Source organism: Brevibacterium sp. OS20 (assembly GCF_056837565.1).
This window is the reverse complement of record NZ_CM166367.1, coordinates 4,071,085-4,091,962: the sequence shown is the minus strand read 5'-3', so window position 1 is coordinate 4,091,962 and position 20,878 is coordinate 4,071,085. Positions and strand designations below refer to the sequence as shown.

Annotated in this window: 17 protein-coding genes; 9 read left to right on the top strand and 8 right to left on the bottom strand. The window is 60.9% G+C overall.

What is annotated here, in order from left to right:
• Positions 1 to 416 precede the first annotated feature (416 nt).
• The 7 genes from rpmH to ACVZTU_RS18170 all read left to right on the top strand — a co-directional run bounded on the left by rpmH (position 417) and on the right by ACVZTU_RS18170 (position 4,569).
• Positions 417 to 554: a 50S ribosomal protein L34 gene (gene rpmH / locus ACVZTU_RS18200; RefSeq protein WP_039211706.1), complete on the top strand. Its 138-nt coding sequence runs from the start codon at positions 417 to 419 to the stop codon at positions 552 to 554.
• Between the two features lie 2 nt (positions 555 to 556).
• Entirely contained in the window at positions 557 to 922 is a 366-nt protein-coding gene (gene rnpA, locus ACVZTU_RS18195) for a ribonuclease P protein component (RefSeq protein ID WP_139909524.1), read from the top strand.
• Positions 906 to 1,262, top strand: coding sequence for a membrane protein insertion efficiency factor YidD (yidD, locus tag ACVZTU_RS18190; RefSeq protein WP_482401050.1), 357 nt, complete (start codon positions 906 to 908; stop codon positions 1,260 to 1,262). Before rnpA ends, yidD begins: the two co-directional genes overlap by 17 nt.
• Positions 1,263 to 1,394: 132 nt before the next feature.
• Positions 1,395 to 2,348 (top strand): membrane protein insertase YidC, encoded by a 954-nt coding sequence (yidC, locus tag ACVZTU_RS18185; protein ID WP_482401049.1) that lies wholly within the window; start codon positions 1,395 to 1,397, stop codon positions 2,346 to 2,348.
• Between the two features lie 8 nt (positions 2,349 to 2,356).
• Positions 2,357 to 2,914, top strand: coding sequence for a Jag family protein (locus ACVZTU_RS18180; protein WP_482401048.1), 558 nt, complete (start codon positions 2,357 to 2,359; stop codon positions 2,912 to 2,914).
• On the top strand, positions 2,907 to 3,605 hold the full coding sequence (gene rsmG, locus ACVZTU_RS18175; protein WP_482401047.1) for a 16S rRNA (guanine(527)-N(7))-methyltransferase RsmG: 699 nt from the start codon (positions 2,907 to 2,909) through the stop codon (positions 3,603 to 3,605). The genes ACVZTU_RS18180 and rsmG overlap by 8 nt, the downstream gene beginning before the upstream one ends.
• 67 nt (positions 3,606 to 3,672) lie before the next feature.
• Positions 3,673 to 4,569, top strand: a complete 897-nt coding sequence (locus tag ACVZTU_RS18170) for a ParA family protein (RefSeq protein ID WP_139467600.1) — start codon at positions 3,673 to 3,675, stop codon at positions 4,567 to 4,569.
• Here ACVZTU_RS18170 and ACVZTU_RS18165 read toward each other — a convergent pair.
• A complete protein-coding gene (locus ACVZTU_RS18165) occupies positions 4,486 to 5,343 on the bottom strand; it encodes a hypothetical protein (RefSeq protein ID WP_482401046.1) in 858 nt (285 codons plus the stop codon). The two genes, ACVZTU_RS18170 and ACVZTU_RS18165, sit on opposite strands and share 84 nt — an antisense overlap.
• A gap of 10 nt (positions 5,344 to 5,353) precedes the next feature.
• Between ACVZTU_RS18165 and ACVZTU_RS18160 the strand changes: the two genes are divergently transcribed.
• Positions 5,354 to 6,586, top strand: coding sequence for a ParB/RepB/Spo0J family partition protein (locus tag ACVZTU_RS18160; protein ID WP_482401045.1), 1,233 nt, complete (start codon positions 5,354 to 5,356; stop codon positions 6,584 to 6,586).
• Positions 6,587 to 9,423: 2,837 nt separating this feature from the next.
• Here ACVZTU_RS18160 and ACVZTU_RS18155 read toward each other — a convergent pair.
• The 7 genes from ACVZTU_RS18155 to ACVZTU_RS18125 form a co-directional block, all read right to left on the bottom strand.
• A complete protein-coding gene (locus ACVZTU_RS18155) occupies positions 9,424 to 10,560 on the bottom strand; it encodes an N-acetylmuramoyl-L-alanine amidase (RefSeq protein ID WP_482401044.1) in 1,137 nt (378 codons plus the stop codon).
• Between the two features lie 104 nt (positions 10,561 to 10,664).
• On the bottom strand, positions 10,665 to 10,982 hold the full coding sequence (gene trxA / locus ACVZTU_RS18150) for a thioredoxin (protein ID WP_039211718.1): 318 nt from the start codon (positions 10,980 to 10,982) through the stop codon (positions 10,665 to 10,667).
• A 123-nt stretch (positions 10,983 to 11,105) separates the two neighbouring features.
• Positions 11,106 to 12,092, bottom strand: coding sequence for a thioredoxin-disulfide reductase (gene trxB / locus ACVZTU_RS18145; protein ID WP_139467599.1), 987 nt, complete (start codon positions 12,090 to 12,092; stop codon positions 11,106 to 11,108).
• Positions 12,093 to 12,241: 149 nt separating this feature from the next.
• Positions 12,242 to 14,770, bottom strand: coding sequence for a protein kinase family protein (locus ACVZTU_RS18140; RefSeq protein ID WP_482401043.1), 2,529 nt, complete (start codon positions 14,768 to 14,770; stop codon positions 12,242 to 12,244).
• 22 nt (positions 14,771 to 14,792) lie between these two features.
• Positions 14,793 to 16,412, bottom strand: a complete 1,620-nt coding sequence (gene murJ / locus ACVZTU_RS18135; protein WP_482401042.1) for a murein biosynthesis integral membrane protein MurJ — start codon at positions 16,410 to 16,412, stop codon at positions 14,793 to 14,795.
• Positions 16,413 to 16,415: 3 nt separating this feature from the next.
• Positions 16,416 to 18,728: a DUF6049 family protein gene (locus ACVZTU_RS18130; protein WP_367647543.1), complete on the bottom strand. Its 2,313-nt coding sequence runs from the start codon at positions 18,726 to 18,728 to the stop codon at positions 16,416 to 16,418.
• Positions 18,725 to 19,213 carry an NUDIX domain-containing protein gene (locus ACVZTU_RS18125; RefSeq protein ID WP_025779589.1) on the bottom strand — a complete coding sequence of 163 codons (489 nt, stop codon included), beginning with the start codon at positions 19,211 to 19,213 and terminating at the stop codon, positions 18,725 to 18,727. Before ACVZTU_RS18125 ends, ACVZTU_RS18130 begins: the two co-directional genes overlap by 4 nt.
• A 140-nt stretch (positions 19,214 to 19,353) precedes the next feature.
• On the opposite strand from ACVZTU_RS18125, the gene ACVZTU_RS18120 reads away from it, so the two are divergent.
• The gene (locus ACVZTU_RS18120) at positions 19,354 to 20,829 is read left to right on the top strand and encodes a CCA tRNA nucleotidyltransferase (protein WP_259358021.1); all 1,476 of its coding nucleotides are present in this window, start codon (positions 19,354 to 19,356) and stop codon (positions 20,827 to 20,829) included.
• Positions 20,830 to 20,878: the final 49 nt, after the last annotated feature.

Sequence of the window (20,878 nt, the reverse complement as noted above, 5' to 3'; positions counted from 1 at the left end):
CGTCACATTTCCTCAGCTTTCAAAAAAATTCGTTCTGGCGTGATCCACACCTGTGCATGACTTCCACATAGTTTTCCACAGAATGTGGACCAGTGCCGACTCTGCCCAGTGAATCTCCACACTCGTGGATAAGCTTGTGGAAAACTACATGGGTGTGACTTGTGGACGAGGGTTGGTGACGGACACGCGAATGGCGATGAATTTCGGGCGAGCGTGACGTGAAACATGCAGATCCCGTTTGACCGGTCCGATTCCGCCTCGCTAAGATGGAGTGTCCTGTGTACCGGGCTTCATCCGATTATCCTGATTATCTTTTGGCTCTTATGCACAGGAGTGCTCGGCGGTCGAGACTCGCACCGCCGTTTTTTGTGAGAACGCACCGGCGTTCACCCGCAACCTAGAAATCGGAGACTGAAGTGAGCAAGCGTACATTCCAGCCCAATAACCGTAAGCGCGCCAAGAAGCACGGCTTCCGTCTGCGTATGCGCACCCGCGCGGGCCGCTCGATCCTGGCTGCACGTCGTCGCAAGGGACGTTCCGACATTTCGGCCTGAGCATGCTTGAAGCGGCACATCGGATCCGCAGCGGCGAAGACTTCAGACGAATCTTCAGAGCCGGGGTCCGGGTGCGCACAGAGCATCTCATGGCGCACAGCCTGAGAGACACCGATGATACCCACGCTGCACGCGTGGGTTTCATCGTATCCAAGGCCGTCGGCAACGCCGTGGTGCGCAACCGCACCAAACGTCGGCTGCGCGAGATCATGCGTGCGCGACTCGGAGAGCTGAGAGCAGGAGATCTGTTCGTCATCCGGGCACTGCCGCATGCCGGTCAGGCCGACTTCAGCGTTCTGTCCGCCGAGGTCGACGAGCTGCTGGTCAAGGCAGAGAAGAAGCTGGAACGTCGTGGACGCCGAGCATGATCTGAAGAATGTCTCCGAGGTGCCCCGCCGGCCGGCAGGTTTCTGGCCGACACTCGGCTGGATCGTCCTGATCGGACCGAGGATGCCGTTCGTCTGGTTCATCCGCGCCTATCGGATCGTGATCTCACCTCTCTACGGCCAAGTGTGTCGCTACTATCCCAGCTGCTCCATGTACGGTCTCGAGGCGTTCGAGATACACGGAGTTCTCAAGGGCGTGGTGTTAACTGGGTGGCGCATACTGCGGTGCAATCCGTGGTCGCACGGAGGTGTCGACCATGTGCCGGGCTCGGCGCGGGAGGCCAGGTCGAAGACCATCCACCGCGGTCAGGCACACACTTGAATATATTGAACTTGCAGTCCGCGCACGAGCGTGAAGAAGCGGACTGCCTAGGGGCACACGTCGTGTCGCGCAGACCTGTGAACAATGGCAAAATGAACTTCGCGCAAGAATCGGTGTAACGAGGAGAACTGAATGGACTGGATGGACAAGCTGCTCTACCCGCTGCAGTGGGTAGTTGCTTGGATCCTCGCGATCTTCCACGAGATCTTCACCGCAATCGGTCTCCCGGCCGACAGCGGTTGGACCTGGGTGCTTTCGATCGCCGGACTGACCGTGGTCATCCGTGCTCTCCTCATCCCTCTCTTCGTCTACCAGATCAAGTCGCAGCGCAAGATGCAGCTGCTGCAGCCGGAGATCCAGCGCCTGCAGGCGAAGTACAAGGGCAAGAAGGACCAGTACTCCCGCCAGGCCATGGCCGAAGAGCAGATGGCGCTGTTCCGTGACAACAAGACGAGCCCGTGGGCATCATGTCTGCCGCTGCTCGTGCAGATGCCGATCTTCTTCTCGCTTTTCCGCGTTATCCACAACATGCCGAAAGTCGCTTCCGGTGATGTGGGAGCCATCGGCGGTTTCACACAGCAGCTGGCGATCCAGGCTGAGAATTCGTCGATCTTCGGCATCAGCCTTTCGGCGGTCTTCACCGACCCGGGCTTTGCGGTCAAGCTGCTGACAGGTGTCCTCATCGTCATCATGGCCGCCACCATGTTCATCACGCAGAAGCAGATGATGGCGAAGAACATGTCGGAGTCGGCGATGGCCAATCCGATGATGCAGTCGCAGAAGATGCTGCTCTACGTGATGCCTCTCGTCTTCGGCATCGGCGGCATCTACTTCCCGCTCGGTGTCCTCATCTACTGGTTGGTCTCGAACACCTGGACGATGGCCCAGCAGCACATGGTCATCCGCAATATGCCCGCTCCCGGCTCGAAGGCCGAGAAGGAAATGCTTGAGCGCAAGGCTCGCAAGGGCAAGACTCTGAAGCAGGATGAGCTCAAGGGATCGACCGTCACCGAGGAGGCCCCGAAGAAGAGCGGCCAGCGGCAGCAGCCCGTGAGCAAGAACCGTAAGAAGAACAAGAAGCGCTGAGGACAGACATGACCGAAGAGAAGATCGACGAGACCTCCGCACAGACACCGGAAGAGACTCCGGAGGAGACCTCGCCGAAGCCGAGCCGTGCCGAACTCCTCGAAGAAGAGGGCGAGATCGCTGCGGACTACCTCGAAGAGCTGATGGATCTGGCCGACATCGATGGCGATATCGATATCGATGTCGCCGACGGCCGTGCACAGCTGTCCATCGTCTGCGAGGACGACGAGGACTCCAACCTGGGCACCCTGGTCGGCCGCGAGGGCCGCACCCTCGGTGCGCTTCAGGAACTCAGCCGTCTGGCGGTGCAGACCCAGACCGGTCAACGGTCGTGGCTGATGCTCGATATCGACGGTTTCCGCAACAGCCGTCGCGAAGAGCTGGTCAAGAAGGCCAAGCGCGCAATCGCCGAAGTCAAGGACGGCGGCGAGGAGTTCGCGTTCAAGCCGATGAACAGCTTCGAACGTAAGATCATCCATGACCAAGCTGCCCGCGCCGGCCTGGTCTCGGAGTCTGAGGGTGAGGGCGACGGTCGTCACGTCGTCATCCGGCTCGCCGATGACTGATCAGCCCGAGAACGACCCCGAGCTCTCGACCGAGGCGGAGTTCTCGACCGAGCCGACGACAGCGGAGATCGAGTCGCCTCCGGCAGGCACTGAAGAGTACTTCGGTGCGGCTTATCCTGCCGCGCAGCGGTATGCCGAGCACTTGGCCACGACCGGAATCGAGTGGGGGCTCATCGGTCCGCGCGAGGTCGATCGGCTGTGGACTCGGCATATTCTCAACTGCGCTGTGGTTGCCGAATACATCAATGTTGATGATGTCGTCGGTGATGTCGGCAGCGGTGCCGGATTGCCGGGTATTCCGATCGCACTGATGCGCCCCGAGGCGAAGATCGTCCTCATCGAACCGATGGAACGCCGCGTCGAATGGCTGAATATGGTCGTCGACGATCTGGGCCTGAAGAATGTGCGAATCGTGCGTGCACGCGTCGAGGAACTCGTCGACGAGGAGATGTTCACGGTCGTCACCGCACGCGCGGTCAAGGCGATGACGACTCTCATCGAATGGACCCGCGAGGTGATCAGCCCCGGGGGCCGGATCCTCGCCCTCAAGGGAGCTTCCGTCGAAGGCGAGCTGGTCAAAGCGAAGAAACTGATCAAGCGATATCGACTGTCCCAACCTCAGATCCACGTCGTCGATGGCGGCGGCATCCTCGAGGTCCCGAGTCGTGTCGTCGAGATCGTCAAGAAATAGTACGAAGTAGAGTTGGTCTAGGCTGGATGAGAGCCTTGTGAAACCGATGGATGATGGAGTGCGCCCTATGCCGATCATGGATGAGTCGTCTCCCATTGGTGCCGCGATTGCACGGGACAACCGGCGAGCGGATCGACTGTCGCAGACAACCTTTCCACGGCCGGACTCGACCCGTATCTTCACAATCGCGAACCAGAAGGGTGGCGTCGGAAAGACCACGACGGCGGTGAACATCGCAGCGGCTCTGGCCAATCAGGGGCTCAATGTGCTGCTCATCGACATCGATCCGCAGGGAAACGCGAGCACCGCCCTGGGAATCGACCACTATTCCGAGGTCACGAGCATCTATGACGTCCTCATCGATGATGTGCCGATGCGAGAGGCTGTGGCGCAGTGTCCTGACTTCGACACTCTCAAGTGCGTACCGGCCACCATCGACCTCGCCGGTGCGGAGATCGAACTCGTGTCTCTCGTCGCGCGTGAACAGCGATTGCAACGTGCCTTGGGCATCTACCTCAAGGAGGAGGAAGCAGCGGGAGACCGTGTCGACTACATCATCATCGACTGCCCGCCCAGCCTCGGTCTGCTGACGGTGAACGCTTTCGTGGCCGCTCGCGAGGTGCTCATTCCAATCCAGTGCGAATACTATGCACTCGAAGGCCTCAGCCAGCTGCTGAAGAACATCCAGCTCATCCAGAAGCACCTCAATCCCGAATTGGCGATCACAACGATTCTGCTGACAATGTATGACGGACGGACGAACCTCAGTGCTCAGGTCGCTGAAGATGTGCGCACTCACTTCCCGGAGCAGGTCCTCGGTACCGCCATTCCGCGTTCGGTGAGGATCTCCGAAGCACCGAGCTATGGCCAGACCGTGATCTCATATGACCCACATTCCAGCGGCGCCTTGTCCTATCGGGAAGCCGCCGAAGAAATTGCGAATCGAGGAGTAAGTCGTGGTTGAACGCAAGAAGAGGGGCCTGGGGCGCGGGCTCGGAGCCTTGATCCCCGACGCGAACTCCAATGATCGTCCCGTCGATGTGTTCTTCTCGGGCGGGAACTCGGAAGACGGCAACCGCGAGAGCGAGGCGAAGACGTCGCGTACTGCTCGCACGGACCCGGCTGCGTCTATGCAGTCGTCCCGACGACGCAAGCCGAAGGCATCCGGGACAACTCGATCGCCGTCCACGACTTCCGGGGCAGATACTGAGACTGAGGCGGCTGCCTCGAAGACAGCATCTTCGAAGGCCGGGTCGGCGAAGGCCGGGTCGGCGAAGGCCGGGTCGGCGAAATCGGGAACGGCCAAGGCTGCGTCGTCCACGGCCTCTGCGTCCAAGGCCGCGGGTTCGAAGTCCACCGCCGCTGAACCGACCGCTTCTAAGTCCACTGCGTCTAAGTCGACAGGGACGAAGACGGCGACCTCCAAGACGTCGGGAACGAAGGCATCGACGGTGAAGTCGAACGCATCGAAGGCGACTGCACAGAAGGCGACCGGGAGCGGTTCCTCCAGAACTTCTGCTGGCGCCAAATCGACGTCAACGAAGACGAAGGCTGGGTCTTCTTCTGCTCGGCCGGCGTCCGGTCCGTCCTCTGCTTCCTCAGTTGAGAGCGCACAGAAGGCGTCTGCAGCGCCGAAGAATACGACGCGGAAGACATCGTCCTCCGCCTCGGTCTCTGACTCAGCAACGGGCTCAGGCGAAGTTGAGACTCCAGCGGCGAGCTCGTCTGCTGATTCCACTTCGGTTCAAGTGGCTGACAATGAAGCTGTTGACGTGAGTTCTGACCTCGTCAATGACTCTCAGGTCCCAGAGGCCACTTCGGCAACTGCATCGGCATCGTCGGCCGAGGATGATGTTCGAGAAACGCATCCCGGCGTATACACGTCATCTGGGCGAAGCCATGCTGACAACGAGGCGGATGAAGAAGGCCAGTCCGGACTCAGCGGAGTTGACGAGCATATTGCTACTACGAATGTAGTCGAATCAGAGGCAGTGCATTCCCTAGACGAGACCCGTCCGGCGGCGGCCTCGGAATCAGAACCTTCGACAGCTTCCGAATCCGATAACGGGACGAGCAGTTCAGCTTCAATCGGACAGCCGGGTGACTCCGACACCGTAGAGACTGCCAATGAGGGCGAACTCGACGATTTCGAAGGTGTCGAGTCGATTCCGGATACCGAATTCGGTGAGATCGATGTCGATCTCATCGATGCGAACCCCAGGCAGCCGCGAACGGTCTTCGATGAAGATCTGCTGGCGGAATTGGTCCACAGCATTCGTGAGATCGGTGTCCTTCAGCCTGTCGTAGTCAGGCAGAAGCCGAGCGATCGCTCGCGCTTCGAGCTCATCATGGGTGAGAGGCGTCTTCGCGCGACGAAGGACGCTGGTCTGTCGACGATTCCGGCAATCATCCGGTATGTCGAAGATACAGACCTTCTCCGTGATGCGCTTTTGGAGAACCTGCATCGTGCAGAGCTCAATCCGCTTGAAGAAGCAGCGGCTTATGGCCAGCTGCTCGAGGACTTCGGGTGTACGCAGGAAGAACTCTCCGAGCGTATCGGGCGTTCTCGTCCTCAGATCTCCAATACCCTGCGTCTGCTGCGTCTTCCTCCTCTGGTGCAGAGACGGGTCGCTGCCGGCGTCATCTCGGCCGGTCACGCTCGAGCGATTCTCGGACTGCGCGATCCGGAGCATATGGAAGTGCTGGCGCAGCGGATCGTTGCTGAGGGTCTGTCCGTCAGGGCATCGGAAGAAGCTGTCGTGCTGCTCAACCGAGGCGACTCCATCAATGTTTCACGTACAACGACGAAGGTGTCCCCTGAGTTCATCGCTGTAGCTGAACGTTTGGGTGATCGACTCGACACCAAGGTGAACATCTCCGTTGGCAAACGCAAGGGCAAGTTGAGTGTGGAGTTCGCGAACCAAGAGGACCTCGACCGTATTCTCGGTCTTTTGGGTATCCCGAACGAGGACGCGCTCTGAGCGGCTTGCTCTAGGCGAAGATGGGCTTCGGGGTGTTCGCCCCGAAGCCCATTTCCATTATGCGGAACTTGGTTGAGGCCGTGGTATCAATTCAACGCGCCGGTATCCACCATTTCGCTATTGACGGTAATAGGCCACTCTCTCGCTTGTGCAATGGCGTTCACACCGTTTCACGTGAAACGGCGCGACTGTAGGTTCGTTCGCCGTCGACTCTCCATCCGTTGAACGCGGTTGTTGACTGAATTCGAGCTTCTTCTGGCAAACAGACGAGATGCATTCAGAGGAAGCCTAAAATGAAGGTCCACAGGGGTGGCTCTTGCAGCTACTATGTGCGCACTGCTGAGCGAGCATGTTCCGCTGTCAAGAGGTGGACTCCAGGAATCCGTAGCCTCATTGATGTGGTCAGGTGGCCCGATACCGTGGGATGTGGTGTTCATTGCGAGAGGAGTTTTCCTGAAGTCTTGCTTCACGTGAAACAGACGAGACGGATCGGTTGTCGGAGCTTCCCCTGGAGCAGCCAGGTCTTGGTTGCGGACGGCTTGGATTACTTGTTGGAGGGTAAGCATGGCGCGTGGACCGGTCCTTGTTTCACGTGAAACAGGTCGGTGCTATGGCTGTGCAACAGGCAGCGCGGCTTTCCACAACCACATCTGGACCCTACTGAGCCTCCTTAGACTCAAACGCGGTATGTTGGTTCTCAAGCGTCTGCGTCACTCCCCGAAGACGCACGGGCTGAATCTCTGTTTCACGTGAAACCATGTTTGAAGCGTCCGGGAGTCTCGGGTGATTAGGTAGGTGAAGTGCGATCTGGAACTCTGCTAGGACTCTGATCGCATCAATCGTCTGACGGTGAGTCGAGTGGTGATTTGGGATTCTCAGTCCACGCATGTCTCTTCCTGAGAGAACGTATGTGGGAAGTATAGAGAGGCATTCAAAGCTCCCCTTCCGCTTCCGCCAGCTCCCTTTCCGGCTGTTGGAGTGCCGGTAGCAGGCAGAGTATGGACCACTGTAGCCGCATATTCGGTTGTGCGGGACAGAGAATCAGCGTGAATACGGATCCGACGGGGCGTTGGTTATGAGCCGGCAAGGTGGTCGCGGATATAGAGCACCAGGGGCAATGTGCGAGTGGTGTTTCACGTGAAACAGCTGTAAGTCGAATGGCATTCATCAGAACACACCGTGTCTTCGGGCTCGCTTGTTCACACAAGCACTTCTACAGTTCAAGGTTGTCGCGTGCGGTTTAGTGTCGAATCAATACCTGCCCACCGGTGGTCACCGCTCCACAAGACACTGAAATACGTCAACGGCATCTTTCCTCGGGGGCCCACGTAGCCTCTCTTCGCGGGAGTGGATGAGAGCAAATGGCAGGATTCGCTGAACTCAGGGGTTGTGACTTGGCGCGTACTTTCAACGATCTTCACGGAACCAGAGCACTTCGTCTTTTGAGGAATTGGGTATATGGCGATGTTTCACGTGGAACCTCGTTTCAAACGATTAAGATGCAACGAGCTGCCTTTCGAAGTGCACCGAAAGAAGTAGTCGGAGTCAGGACCATTGATACAACGTTCGGGTTGCCCATTCTTTGCCGGTGTCGAGTGTGTCGTGATTTCCCAAAGTTGGCATCATGCGAGCGCCGGTGCTGGTTCGCTTTGTGTTGCGTGGGAAGGCATCGTCTGGCTCGTGCGTGCTCAGTCCACTATCGGTGCGCTTGCGAGATGATCACTACCTACCGGTGATCTGCTCACGACTAGTTTTCGGTGTAGTGTGCGTTTCACGTGAAACATGTGCTGGCGAATACTATCGCGCGGCTGGTTCGCGAGTCTGCTCGACGCGAAGATAGCTGTTCTCCGCGTATTGAGGCGTATGCGGGTGGGATAGAACTTCTGGTTGTTTCAGTCTGCTGGGCTGAGGCGGGAACTAGATCATGTTCTGCGCACAGGTCATATCCCCAACTCAGGGGGTCATCGTCGAAACTAAGGCCTCTTCGCTTCGTTGTTTCACGTGAAACAACCGAGCACTGATAAGAGACGCGCTGCTATTCAACCACCGTTTTTGGGCTGAACGAACAGCCCTATTAGTACTGGATGTAATGAGTATAGGGTCGGGGATTCTCAACGCCCCGATACCTGATATTTCGATGTGCCGAACGCGAGTACTGTCGACTACCGTCTCTGGCTGGTCCAGTGAATCGCCCGTTCGCAATGATGGCGCCTGTCGACGTGATTAGAGCCGGTGTCCCCGAAACTGCATGGGCAGTGAAGGGCGGGTTAGTTCGACGGCATAAGGATGCCGTGATGTCAGCCGGGGTTTTTGGGTGTTGTTATAGTCATTGGTCTTGCGCCATCGGAGAGCTCGTATGGTTTCACGTGGAACGACGGAACTGGACTAGCCTTTATCGTTGTCGTGTGAGAGCAACTCAGTTCGTGTGTATGGTCGCTGCGAAGCTACGCGAGGTTGTGGCTGAGAGTTTCAATGAGCAGGCAGTCGTCCAGATGGCTTCGCTCCTCAAAGGAGGGCCCTTGTTGCTCGGGCGATGCGTCGATTGAAGTCTACCCAGGCTGCCGTTTCACGTGAAACATATCTCTCCCGAGCCCATGCTGGGAGGTCGGTAGCGTTCGGTACGCGCTCTGCGCGGGGTTAGTGCGGGTCGACCGTTGTCCGTTGTAGGTGTTGTCCCTGAGTTGTATCAACCCGTCTTCGGTGCTTGAAGAGAGCGCCTTCTCTCTGTGGTTAGTCGTCTGGTGCTTTGTCTCCAAAGGGCCAAGACTGAGGCGAGAAGAGCCGTGCTCCTATTCAAGAAGCACGGCTCTGGAGGCAGCGAGGTTGAAGTTGGGTGACTAGTTCAGCGCCTTGATGGCATCGAGACTGAGTGTGCCGGTCTGCGGATCCTTGTCCTCCAGAATGTAGAGGCGCTGGAGCGCAGCGGCTATGCCGTCGGCAATCGCGTCTCTGACATGCGGATCCTTGAGATTCTCGAGATCGTCAGGGTTGGTTAGGTAACCGCTGACGACATGCACCTTCGGTGTCTTCAGTCGTTTGAGTGATGACCACGTGCGCGCATGCGTGCGGCAGTCCAGCATTCCGGTCCGTGCGACCAGTTCGCCTTGGATCAGCTCCGCCAGCTTCTGCCCTGTGGGCGAGTTGAGGTCCGCCTGACGTTCATGACCGAAGTAGAAAGTTGCCAGTCCGTTGGCATCCTTGGATTTGCTGACATCTGCCGTGACGGTGATGACCGCAGATGCGCCGAGTGCATCTGCGCGATTGACCTCGACAGCATCGCCTTCGAGGAGAAGAGCCCCCGCTCCGATGGCCTCCAAACGACCGACAAGGCGACTTGCTATGTCTGAAGTGATCTGACGTTCGAGGGCAGATTGCTCGTCGGTCATCGGCAACGTTTGGAAATCTACAACTGTAGTCGCCGCCTCGATGACAAAAGTGCGGCCGACGAGGGATGTGCCCGAGGCTGCCACACGTGCACGTTCCTGAAGCGCGAAGAGATTGCCGGTGTCCTGGTTGCGGTCGATCGCGTTGAGTCCGCGCAGAGTCTGTGGTCCCGTGACACCGTCGACCTTCGTACCCAAACTCATCTGCAGTTCCTTGACCGCTGCCTCGGTCAGAGACGCGTACTCGGAATCGATACGACCTGGATAGAACCCCAGGCCGGCGAGTTTGGTCTGGAGGTCGACGACATCATCGCCTGTCAGCACCCTGACGGGGTCGAATCGGAGCACACGGTCACCCAACTGATATCGGGCCTGTTCCAGCGCAGAAAACGTCTCAGGACCCAACACACCGTCGCAGAGGATCCCTCGATCCTGCTGGAACTGGCGGACACCCAGCTCAAAGGCTCGATCGAAGTCCGCGGTCTCGGTATCACCGACATGGAGCCCCAAACGTGCCATCTGAGCTTTGATATTGGGCAGCATCTCGGAAATGTCGCCACGCGAATAGCGCGGTAAGTTCGTGTTCGTCAATGCGTTGCCAATCGTAGGTGATGCGTTTCGAGGGTCAGTGTTCAGCGGCGCTCAGAAATGCCTAAGGCGCCCGTTGATACTACAACAGGCGCCTTAGAACTCGATCAGATGAAGTCGGAGAGCTCATCCTCGAGAGCGGGCTTCGGACGTGCGCCGATGATGGTCTTGGCGACTTCGCCGTCCTTGAAGACGTAGAGCGCCGGAATCGAGGTGATTCCATAGGTGCTTGCGGTCTCGAGATTCTCGTCAGTGTTGACCTTGACCACGTTGAGCTTGTCTCCGTGCTCTTCGGCGATCTGGTCGACGATGGGGCTGACCATACGGCAAGGGCCGCACCAAGGAGCCCAGAAATCGACGAGTACGGGCTTGTCGGACTTCAGTACGTTCTCTTCGAACGTGGCATCAGTGACTTCTGTCGACATGAGTAACCTTCCTTCACAACGAATGTCTCTATCAGAACAGTGGAGCTGGATCTTTCATTCCCGGGCCTATTCGCTCGGCCCGCTGTGCTGTCAAGCGCAGCGATACGAGCGGGCGTTTCGGGATCAGGAAGCGACTGAGGCTTCGGCCACTGCTGCTTCCGCCATGGCGGGCTTTGAAGCAGCTTCGAGGTCGCCGAGGTAATGTTCGGCGTCGAGGGCGGCCGAGCAGCCCGAACCGGCAGCAGTGATGGCCTGACGATAGACCGAGTCGATGACGTCGCCTGCTGCGAAGACGCCCTCGACAGACGTCTTCGAGGTGCGACCGTCGACGCTGAGGTACCCGTCGGCGCGCATCTCGAGCTGATCGGCGAACAGGCTTGTGCGCGGGTCGGAACCGATAGCCACGAACATGCCGGTCACCGGCAGTTCTGAGGTCTCACCAGTGACGGTGTTGCGGATGGTCAGCCCGGTGAGGGAATCTTCACCGTGGACTTCGGCGACCTCGGAGTCGAGGAGGAACTCGAGCTTCTCATCGGCGTTCGCGCGGTCCTGCATGGCCTGCGAAGCACGCATCTCCTGCCGACGGTGGACCAGCGTGACCTTGGACGCGAAACGGGTGAGGAAGGTGGCCTCCTCGAGTGCGGAGTCGCCGCCGCCGATGACAGCGATGTGCTGGTCACGGAAGAAGAATCCGTCACAGGTGGCGCACCAGCTGACTCCGTGCCCGGAGAGCTTCTTCTCGTTGGGCAGTCCGAGCTCGCGGTACGCCGAGCCGGTTGCCAGGATCACGGCCTTGGCTGTGTAGCGCGCCCCCAGAGCGGTCTCGATCTCGTGAGCACCCGGGTTGAGTTTGAGGGTCTCGACATCGTCGTAGATGACCTCGGCACCGAACTTCTCAGCCTGCTCTCGCATGCTCTCCATGAGTTCGGGCCCCTGCACACCGGCGGGGAATCCAGGGAAGTTCTCGACGTCGGTGGTGTTCATCAGTTCGCCGCCTGCGGTCACCGATCCTGCGATGACGACCGGCGAGAGGTTCGCACGGGCCGCGTAGACGGCCGCGGTGTAGCCGGCTGGCCCCGATCCGATGATCACCAGTTGAGTATCAGTCATGTGAAAAGTTCCCTGCTTCTATCTGCTGTGCTCAGCGCGCCGCGGAGTGCCGCGCGAATTGACGTTCTTATCTATAACGGTACGGTGCCGCGGACTATTCCGCACCCGAATCCTGTCCGGCATCAGGGTACGAGGAACTGCTGGTCGGTTCAGAAGAACTTCACAGAGCTGATGGTGGCCTTATAGCCGCCATCGGTCTGCGGAAGTTCAGTGACCCAGAGGATGAGCTTGTCCGTCTCGACGTCTTCATCGAACTCCACGGTGACGGCGCCGTCGGCATCGAAGACGCCTTCGCCGATGACCTTCGCGTCCTCGGGGTCGTCCCCGTCACGGATCTCGAACTTGCCTCCGGAGTTCCCCGACGCCACCTTCACCTTGCTGATGGTGGACTCGTCCTCGAACTCGAAGAGCAGACCGACACCGGATTTGAGATTGCCGAAGCTCGCCGAGTTGTACCGGTCGGTGTTCCAGGATCCTTCGGCCTTGGGAATGACGTTCTCGGTTTCACTGTCGTGTTCCGATCCGTCGCCTTCGGGGTCGAGGGATTCGACCGTCTTGATCTTCGGAGGATCGGCTTTCGGAGTCTTCTTCTCTTCCTTCTTCGTCGGCTGCTCGCTCGCTGCGGACGTCTCGGAGACCGGAGTGGACTCCTCGTCTCCCGAGTTGAAGCCGACGATGACGATGCCGAGCACGATTGCGGCAACGACCGCGAGGCCGAGAACCAGCCACAGGAAGGGTTTCCGAGTGGCGGCTGGATCCCGCTCGTCGGGGCCTGCTCCACCCGAACCGCTGCCAGCACCGCCGGAAGCCGCGCTACCGCCAGCACCACCGGTGCCGGCACCCCCTGCCGTGGCTGAGGCAGCTGCGGGTGCGGAGCTCGAAGCCGCTGAACCGGAGGACTTGGCTGCAGCGCCCGCAGCCGCGGCAGCACCGGCAACGCCTGCTGCCGCGGCACCTGCTGTCCCGGCAGCCTTGGTTCGGTTCTTCACGGACGCAGCCTGGGCTGCACCGGTCGAATCGCTGTGCTGTTGGCGCGGTTTCCCGGCCTTGCGCTCAGCAGGGCGCACAGATTCGGAGCCCTCAGCCGCCGCGGCGCGGGACTCACCACCGGTGTTCCGGTTGTCGACTGCACTGCGATCGTCAACGGAGTCCGGGGACAGCCGGCGCATCTCCTTCGGCGGTGCGGCAGCATTGGCTTCCTGCTGACGGGCAGCCGAACTCGCCTCGAAGGCGGCAAGCCGCCTGCGCGCTTCGTCTTCCTTGGCCTTCGCGATCCGCCGTTCGCGTTCATACTCGCGTCGCTGATGCTCGCGCTGCTGTTCATTGGTTTCGAACATGCCGCCGAGGAACCAGGAACCGTCGTCCTCGTCCTCGCCGTCCATGATCACGCGAGTATCGTTCTCATCGCCTTCGTCGTCGTTCTCGGGGACGATCTCAAGTGCCTGAGTGTCAGGATCCGAATCGTCTTCCCGGCTCATGATCGGGGTCGTGAGGTTCTCGTCGTATTCGTGCTCCGCATACTCCGAATACTCCGAGTACGTCTGCTCCGGCTGCCATTCCTCCCAGTCCTGAGCGGCGCTGTCGAGTTGTTCCTTCGCAATCGGGAAGCTCGAGGCCTCGCGCATCTGCATCCTGTCGGCATACCGGCCCGTGGTGCTTCCGACCACTCCGGCCGCCAGTCCCCGCGTTCCCGGACGAGTGATTCCGATGCGCACCAGGGCGGCCTGCACCTGATCTTCGCTGGCGCTGGTCGAACCGCCGGGACCGGGCCCGATGGTCTTCGAACGTGGAGCGGGCAGGCTGGTGGCCTCATCAAAGCTGCGCGGCGACTGATCGAACAGATTCTCGTTCTCCGCCACCGGAGCGCGATTGACGTAGCGCAGCAGTTCCGGGTCCCACTTGTCGATATAGCCGAGAACCTCGGCGACCGAACCCGGACCGGGATCCGAACCTGTGATGATTCCACTGACGAAATCATCGAGTCTGTCAGGGACCTCGGGGTTGAGCGCCTGCGCCCGGGCGATCCGGGCGTTCTCTTTCTCCGCAGGTGGAATGCCGTCGAATGCCTCTTCGCCGGGCCAGTATCCGGTCAGAGCCGTGTAGAAGAGCTGGACGAGCGCGAGGGCGTCTCTACGTGAGGCCTTTGTCGGCGTGTAGTCCTTCTGCTCGACGAGCGCGGTGTCCAGCGCCAGTGCCGCATCGATGCCGATGCCTGCGATGACCACCGCACCCTTCGACGTCAGACCGACCAGACTCGGACGCAGGAACATGTGGAACAGTCCCCGCCTGGCGGAGGTCACTAGCGCCGAGCCGACCTCGCCGATGAGTGCGCAGGCGGCGTCGACGGGCAACGGCGAACGGGGCAGGATCTGGTTGAACGGCGTCACCGCGATGCGCTTGATGACGATGTAGTCCAGTCCGTTGGAATGGCCGACGTCGAGGGTCGGGGCGATGCGCGGGTCACCGAGGATCGACACACGACGGGCGGCTTCGAGGACGTCGTTGGAACCGTCGGCATCGGCGACGAGGATGAGCACGGGTTCATCGAGGATCGCATCGAGTCCGGTACAGACGGCACCGACCTCGGGCTTTTCGGGAAGCCATCGGCGGTCGACGGTCGATACGACATAACGGCCGGCCACCACCATGCCGGGTTCGATATCGATCAGGGCGACCACCTCCGGTGGGGATTGACGGGGCTCAGGTTGTTTTCCTTAGTTTTCCAGCTACCACGCCAATAATCGAATGCAACTCTCTGACTCTGAGCAAATAACAAGCTCCGATGAAGAACAGGAGCATCACGGTGCCGACGGCAGCCGTGGTGATGAACGCCTGCCAGCGTCCTGCCAAGGCGAAGTCCGGGAAGAAGTAGAGCAGACCGAATCCAGCGCCTGCGGCGACGATCGCAGCGAGTAGGAACTTCATGTGCGAGGTGAGGATTCCGCGCAGGTCGATGGCGCCGAGGCGCTTCTTCAGGACCGCAAACGAGATGATCATCGCCATCAGATAGCCGAGGCTCATGACGAGACCGATGATCGCCACCGTCACCGACTTCGGGAAGATCGATACCGAGAGCACCGCCAGGGACTGGAAGATGATCTGCGGCAGCTGGATGAGGAACGGGGTCTTCGCATCCCCGTAGGCGTAGAACACCCGCTGCGCGAGATAGTTCGCGCTGAAGGGAACGAGGCCGAAGACCATCGTGATGATGACCAGACCGATGGCCATGGCCTGTTCGCGACCAGGACCGGCAATGATCATCGCCACCGGTGAGGCGAGGACGACGAGGGCGGCGAGGGCGAAGGTGTTGACCATCCCGACCATCCGCACACCCATCGAGAAGTCGCCGACGACAGCCTCGGTGTCCTCCTCGGCCGCGTTCTTGGCCAGAGAGGTGAACAGCGCCGTGGCCAGGGACACCGCGATGAGCGAATGCGGGAGCATGAACACGAGGTAGGCGTTCGTATAAGCGGCGTTCGAGGCGTTTCCGTCGCCGGGGATCGACGCCCCCGAGGCGACGCGGGAGATGATGAGGAAGCCGATCTGGCCGATGAGCATGGCTGCGAACGTCCAGAAGGCGACCTTGCCCGCCGAGCCGAGACCGACTCCCCGGAATCCGAACGTCGGCTTGTACCTGAAGCCGATGCGCTTGAGCGGCCAGATGAGGATGAGCGCCTGAGCCGCGACGCCGAGGGTCGCCGTTCCGGCGATGAGGGCGATCTTGTCCGGGGTCCAGGTGTCGAGCCCGTGCGGAGACGCATTGTTCGTGCCGAAGATGAGGATGAAGACGGCAAGTCCTGCGATAGCGACGACGTTGTTGAGCACCGGTGCCCACATATAGGGACCGAACGACGACTTCGCATTGAGCACCTGGCCCAGCAGCGTGTAGAGGCCGTAGAAGAACAGCTGCGGCAGACACCAGAAGGCGAAAGCCGTAGCCAGCGCCATCTGCTCCTCGCTCCACCCCGAAGAATAGAGCCAGACGAGCAGCGGGGCAGCAGCGGTGGCGATGATGCTCACACCGGCAAGGAGCAGGAACGACAGCGTCAACAGTCGGTTCGTGAAGTCGGCACCGCCGTCTTCCCGTTTGGAGGCACGCACGATCTGCGGGACGAGGACAGCATTGACCACACCGCCGGCCAGCAGCATGTAAAGGGTGTTCGGCACCTTGTTGGCTATATCGAAGGCATCGGCCTGGACCGCCGTGACTCCGATCGCCATGGCCAGCATCGAGGCTTTGACGAAACCGAGCACACGCGAGGTCATGGTGCCGGCGGTCATGATCGCCGAGGACCGGGCCAGGGATGAGAAGCTGGACACGCTCTACCTCTTTTCGGGGTCGTCGGTCTTGGCGCGGGCCATCGCATCGGCCAGCTGCTGTTCGGGGATCTTCGGTCGCCCCCGAGAAATGGTCTTGATCAAGCCGATCACGAACACCACGGCCAGTGCCAATCCGATCACAGCGGTGCCGATGTTCTCCCAATCGGCGCGGACCCGAACCATGAGTGATTCCTGCTTGGGCAGGACCACCTCGTCGGCGGTGACCATCTCGATCGTCGTCGGCACATCGGCGTTGGCGAGGCCCTCGACGGGCACGTCCACACGCATCGTCTCCGCGGCAGGCACCTTCACGGTCTCCGTCTCCTGCGCCCGCAGCTGCGGAGTGTTCGGCTTCATCCGGATCCTCAACGTCGCCTCGGCGGGGGAATCATTGACGATCGTGACCGGAATCGTCGTCTTCTCGCCGGTGACGAGGAGGACGGACGAGCCCTTGCGCAGGTGCAGGCTGTCCATGAGGTTCTCGCTCTGCTCGCGGGCCTGACCGGCGCAGATGTTCGCGTTCCGGCCCAGGGTCCACGCCGCCGAGGTGCAGGTGAGGAGTTCGCGGTCGAGCCGGATATCGGCGCTGTCACGGTCACTGAAGACGCTGTTGAAGTCCGCTTGGTTCGCCCGGGTCATGGCCAGCGATTCCACGGCCCTCTTGCGGATGTGCGGAGCGTCGGCCTCCGTCCGAAGCAGCCCGCGCGCCTCGGAACCGGAATCGAGGATCTTGTCGACTCCGGTGGGAGCGATCCACGGTGCCGAGCTCAGTTCCTCGACGGTCTGCTCCCAATTCGCCGAGGCGGCCGCGCGTGGGAGCGGAACGAACAGGCTGCGAGTGCGGTAGGGCGCCTCGGATTGGATCACCGCGGACTCCGCGACGAGCTCCGACAGTGCCCCGGCCGGGTTGTCCTCGGCGATCGCCTCGGCGCTCATGTCCGTGAGCTTCGTATCCGAGATGAGAGTGTCGATCGTCGACTCCCCGTCATCGGTGATCGTCGTCTGAGAATGCGCATCATCGTGGATGCCGGTGATCGAGGGCTGCTGACCATCGCTGAGGATCGCGGTGGAATTTCCGGACTTCTTCAGTGCCCGCAGCCCGTTCTTCGTCGCACTTCCGGCAACCGGCCAAGCGATGTCCGTGCGGGCATCGGGGAAGACGTCCTTGACGATCTCGCGCTGCTTCTGAGCGAAGGAGCTCAGTCGGTCTATCTTCGTCCCGCGCAGAGCACTGAGATCGGGATCGCCATAGGGCAGAGCGACGACCGTGTGCTTCTGTGCCGCCTCCACGAAGTCCTGATACCAGGAATCGAGGCGTTTGCGCTGCTTCTCTGCGGCTTCGAGTTCGGCACCGCTGGAATCGGCGTCATCGTTCTCCGGCGCTCCGACCGGTGGCGACTGAGTCTCCTCACCGCTTCCCCCGTCGGGCTCTTCGGTCTCCTCCGGTGCGTCGGCGGGAGTCGGTTCGGCGATCGCGGCTTCGAAGGAAGCGATGATTCGGGGGTCGATCGCCAGAGCGAGCTCTTTGTGTTCCAGCAGCTTTGCGATCGTGTCGAGCGAACCGCCTTCGGCGATGGCGGCATCGAGCCGGTCGGAAGGGATGAGCCCGCCCTCGGAATGGCCGGGCAGAGTGACGGGAGCGAGCAGGCTGATCTTCGTCTGATCGAACTCCGGATCCGGGTACCACGTGGTGAAGCCGAGCGCAGAGGCTCGCAGACCGGTGTCGTCGCCGAGCTGAACCGCCAGCCCCCGCGGGCCCCAGGAACTCACGGGTGAGGACTTGCTCAGGTCGAGGTCATCGGCGGGCACGCGGAAGGTGAATTCCGCGGAGGTGCCGGGATCGATGGTGTCGTCGAACGAGGTGTCGAGGGTGATTCCCGAGCTGTCATCGGAATCGGCGTCCTTGTCCTTCTTCGCCTTCTTCCTTGCTTCGGTTCCATCATGTTCGAGATCGGCGACGGTGCGGTGCTGTGCCTGTCCCTGCTTCCAGGAGGTCAGGCGGGATTCGGAATCGAGCTTGCGAGTCGACATCTGCAGGCTCAGGCTCGGCTTCTCGACCGCCTTCTTCGTCGTGTTCGAGATCGTTCCCCGCACGGTCAGCGTGCCCTTGTCATCGATCCACGGAGTCACCTCGTCGAGGGTGATCGAGACCTCATCCTTCTTCGCATCGGTGTCCGCGTCGGTATTCGCATCGGTGCTGGCTGCGGCCGGGGCGGCATCGAGCAGCGGATATGCGAAAACCGGCCCTGCGAGCAGCAGGAGCGTGCTCAGCAGGGCGGTGAGGAATCGCAGTCGGCGGATGGGAATGGGTTTCACTGCTCCAGTCGGGACACCATCGGTCGGGCGGCGGCGACGATTCGGCGCTCATTGGCGAACGACAGTCGCGAACGCAGGTCATTGAAGGGCACCCACGCCGCATCGATCGCTTCTTGGTCAGGATCATTATCCACTGTCAGAGTCCCCGACTGTGCACGCAGCAGGAAATGGTGGACGAGTTTGTGGATCCGGATTCCGGTCACGGTGAACCAGTAGTCGACGGTTCCGAGCGGGCAGATGATCTGCCCCGCGATCCCGGTCTCCTCTTCGACCTCACGGCGGGCCGCCTCGGCGGGGGTCTCCGTTCCTTCGAGATGCCCCTTGGGGAGGCACCATTCGATCCGGCCGGCGCGATTGATGCGCGCGATGACGGCCACGGTCAGCAACGGGTGAGAGAAGTCGACAACGATGCCACCGGCGGAGATCTCCTCCACTGTGGTGCGGCGGGACGTGCGGGGTCCCGGCTTGGGCATCGGTGTGGTCATTCTCCTACCTTAGTAGGCGAAGCTTGGAAGTTTCGTGTCATCTGCTCCCGGTAGGCTTATGGAGATCGGAACTCACGCCTGGACGCGGGAGACGAGTTCCCATGGGCAAGAGCAGAGATCTGAAGAATTGAAGGAGCTCGGTGGATCCGCAGACCGCGCACAACCGACTGCACGACAAGCTCGACGAACTCGAGCACATCCTCGGCCCGCTGGGTCAGAGGTTCTCCTCAGCCGGTTTCGAACTCGCCCTCGTCGGCGGTTCCGTCCGTGACGCGCTGCTCGGTCGCCCCATGCCCGACCTTGACTTCACCACCGATGCCCACCCCGACGACATCCTCGGACTGATCTCCGATTGGGTCGACACACATTGGGACATCGGACGCGAATTCGGCACCATCGGGGCCGTGAAGTCCGGTGTGCAGATCGAGATCACGACCTACCGCGCAGAAGCCTATGAAGAGGACTCGCGCAAACCTGTGGTCGCCTTCGGCACGGACCTCGACGCCGACCTCGTCCGCCGCGACTTCACGATCGGGGCGATGGCGATCCGGCTGCCCTCGAAGACGTTCGTCGACCCGCATCATGGATTCGACGACCTCATCGCCGGTCGCATCCGCACCCCCGGGGCCGCCGCGGACTCGTTCTCCGATGATCCGCTGCGGATGATGCGCGCGGCCCGGTTCACCTCTCAGCTCGGGCTCGACCCAGTGCCTGAGGTGGAAGAGGCGATGACGGCGATGGCCGATCGGATCGAGATCATCTCCGCCGAACGCATCCAGGTCGAACTCGTCAAGCTCATCACCGGCATCGATCCGGTCGCCGGAATCGACCTGCTCGTGCGCACCGGAATCGCCGACCATGTCCTCCCCGAGGTGTCCGGACTGCAGCTCGAGACCGATGAGCATCATCGGCACAAGGACGTCTACCAGCATTCGCTGACCGTGCTGCGTCAGGCAGTCGAACTCGAGAGCCGATATGCCGCGGCTCAAGAGGAGGCCGGAATGGCCGACGATGATCCGCAGCGCCTGCGCGTGCCGGACTTCGTCGTGCGTTTCGCCGCGCTCATGCACGATGTCGGCAAACCCGCCACTCGGCGCTTCCAGCCCGGCGGTGCCGTGACGTTCTACCATCACGACGCGGTCGGTGCGAAGCTCACGGCCAAGCGGATGAAGGCGCTGCGCTTCGACAAGGACACGACGAAGGCGGTCGGCCGCCTCGTCGAACTGCATCTGCGCTTCTACGGCTACGGCGATGCCGGGTGGACGGATTCGGCGGTGCGCCGCTATGTCACCGACGCGGGACGGCTGCTCTCGCGGCTGCACATTCTCACCCGTGCGGACGTGACCACCCGGAACAAGCGGAAGGCCGATCGGCTCGCGTTCGCCTATGACGACCTGGAAGAGCGCATCGAGGCCCTGGCGAAACAGGAAAAACTCGATTCGATCCGCCCGGACCTCGACGGCAAGCAGATCATGGCGATCCTCGATATCGAACCATCACCGCTGGTGGGCAAGGCGTACAAGCATCTGCTCGAGCTGCGGATGGAGCACGGGCCGCTCGGACGCGAACGCGCCGAGGCGGAGTTGCGCTCCTGGTGGGAATCCCACGGTCAGTGACCGACCCCCGCCTGCTCACCGGCTGATCAGTGCTGATAGCTTCGTAATC

Coding starts and splice junctions, on each gene's coding strand:
- rnpA (WP_139909524.1), top strand. CDS start 557: ATGCTTGAAGCGGCACATCGGATCCGCAGCGGCGAAGACTTCAGACGA.
- yidC (WP_482401049.1), top strand. CDS start 1,395: ATGGACTGGATGGACAAGCTGCTCTACCCGCTGCAGTGGGTAGTTGCT.
- ACVZTU_RS18180 (WP_482401048.1), top strand. CDS start 2,357: ATGACCGAAGAGAAGATCGACGAGACCTCCGCACAGACACCGGAAGAG.
- rsmG (WP_482401047.1), top strand. CDS start 2,907: ATGACTGATCAGCCCGAGAACGACCCCGAGCTCTCGACCGAGGCGGAG.
- ACVZTU_RS18170 (WP_139467600.1), top strand. CDS start 3,673: ATGCCGATCATGGATGAGTCGTCTCCCATTGGTGCCGCGATTGCACGG.
- trxA (WP_039211718.1), bottom strand. CDS start 10,982: ATGTCGACAGAAGTCACTGATGCCACGTTCGAAGAGAACGTACTGAAG.
- trxB (WP_139467599.1), bottom strand. CDS start 12,092: ATGACTGATACTCAACTGGTGATCATCGGATCGGGGCCAGCCGGCTAC.
- ACVZTU_RS18125 (WP_025779589.1), bottom strand. CDS start 19,213: ATGACCACACCGATGCCCAAGCCGGGACCCCGCACGTCCCGCCGCACC.